This window comes from Natrinema soli, assembly GCF_028618695.1.
On record NZ_JAQIVI010000084.1, the window covers coordinates 1 to 1,702 of the forward strand.

4 protein-coding genes are annotated in these 1,702 nt (G+C 64.8%); all 4 read left to right on the plus strand.

Annotation, left to right across the window (positions count from 1 at the left end):
• Positions 1-221: AIR carboxylase family protein (locus tag PGX04_RS05240; protein WP_273737536.1), on the plus strand; the 221-nt coding region annotated here is incomplete at its 5' end.
• A gap of 119 nt (positions 222-340) precedes the next feature.
• Positions 341-490: a DUF7563 family protein gene (locus tag PGX04_RS05245; protein ID WP_273737537.1), complete on the plus strand. Its 150-nt coding sequence runs from the start codon at positions 341-343 to the stop codon at positions 488-490.
• Positions 491-586: 96 nt separating this feature from the next.
• On the plus strand, positions 587-835 hold the full coding sequence (locus tag PGX04_RS05250) for a GIY-YIG nuclease family protein (protein WP_098725013.1): 249 nt from the start codon (positions 587-589) through the stop codon (positions 833-835).
• Between the two features lie 192 nt (positions 836-1,027).
• A partial coding sequence (locus PGX04_RS05255; protein ID WP_273737540.1) for a DUF8054 domain-containing protein occupies positions 1,028-1,702 on the plus strand: 675 nt, incomplete at its 3' end.

Below are 1,702 nucleotides of genomic sequence, written 5' to 3' on the forward strand. Positions count from 1 at the left end.
GGGAGGGGGCGCTACCGACCGTCGTCGCCGGCCTCGTCGACACCCCGGTCATCGGCGTTCCGGTCTCGAGCGGCTACGGTCACGCCGGCAACGGCGAGGCGGCACTCGCCGGGATGCTCCAGTCCTGTACCGTGCTATCGGTCGTCAACATCGACGCGGGGTTCGTTGCCGGGGCCCAGGCAACCCTGATCGCGCGGGCGATCGACGACGCTCGTGACTGATACGCATGCTCAGTTAGAGAAAAATACTTCCCACTATCAAAAACTCAAGCAGCGTTTTGGGAATGATATTTAACCGCTCGTCCAGTAGGATCGAGTACTGGCTTCGGCCGGTGTGACCAATGCCCAAGTGTGACCACTGCGGTGCGCACGTCTCCGAACGGTTCGCTCGCGTCTTCGCCGACGAACACGGTGAGATCCACGCGTGTGTTAGCTGTTCGGCCAACGCCGGAATCGCGGAAGCCGCGAAAGAGCGCGTTCGCGGCACCTGACCATCGCGATCGACACGCGACCGACGACCACACGACCAGCGACCGCACAACCCACGGACCGGACGCTTTTTACGCTTCCCCGCCTGGCTACGAGCGATGGCCGATCACGTCGTCTACGTACTCGAGTGCGCCGACGGATCGCTCTACACCGGCTACACGACCGACCTCGAGCGCCGCGTCGCCGAACACGATGCCGGCGAGGGAGCGAAGTACACCCGCGGACGAACGCCGGTCGAGCTCCGATACCACGAGCGGTTCGACTCGAAGTCGGCCGCGATGTCCCGCGAGTACGAGATCAAGCAACTGCGCCGCGCGGCGAAGGAACGACTCGTCGGCCTCGACTAAGAGCCGGTCGCGCTCACGGTCGGTCGCTGGTGGCTCGGTGCACTTTCGGTATCCAACGATTCGTCGCTCTGTCGGTCGCCGGTCAACGCTCCAGCCCTCCCGAAGCCGTGAGCGAGTCCCGCCGTCGACGCTATTATCCCGAACACACCGTCCGAAAAATAGATGCGTCGAGAGAATAATCGTTCTCTCGAGATGCAAATCGACGTCGTCGACGACCTCAGACAGCCCGAATACACCGGTGAGAACCGATGCGAACCGTGTACCGTCCTGAATCTGGGTATCGCGGCGGTACTCGGCTCCGCCGTTGCGCGGAAATCCCGCCTCGGCGGTCTCCTCGCCGTCGGCATTTCGGTGGCGTTGATCTATCTTCGGGGATATCTCGTCCCCGGAACGCCGACGCTCACCAAGCGATATCTCCCGCCCGAAGTCCTGCGCTGGTTCGGCAAGGAACCCGAACCAGACGTGGCCAGCGGTCTCGGAGGCGTCGACTCCGCGGCCGACACCGGAGACGTGACCAGCTTTGACGAGACCGAGGCGCTCGACACCGACGACGCTGCTGCCACCGCCGGCGAATCGACTGCACCCGAGGCGGAACCGGCCCCCGTTGATCTCGAGACCCTGTTCCTCGAGCACGATATCCTCGAGCCCTGCGACGATCGGGACGACCTCTGTCTCACCGCCGACTTCGAGGCGGACTGGTTCGACGAGATCGACGCCCTCGACGAGTCGGGCATCGACGCCGCGGCGGCCGTCGACGCGTTCGGATTCGACGCTGATCCCGACGAGTTCGAACTCAGCGAACGGGGCGAATCCCGGTCGCTGCTCTCTCGGTCCGGTGCCGCGGGCCGCTGGCCCTCGCGGGCCGCC

Coding starts and splice junctions, on each gene's coding strand:
- PGX04_RS05245 (WP_273737537.1), top strand. CDS start 341: ATGCCCAAGTGTGACCACTGCGGTGCGCACGTCTCCGAACGGTTCGCT.
- PGX04_RS05250 (WP_098725013.1), top strand. CDS start 587: ATGGCCGATCACGTCGTCTACGTACTCGAGTGCGCCGACGGATCGCTC.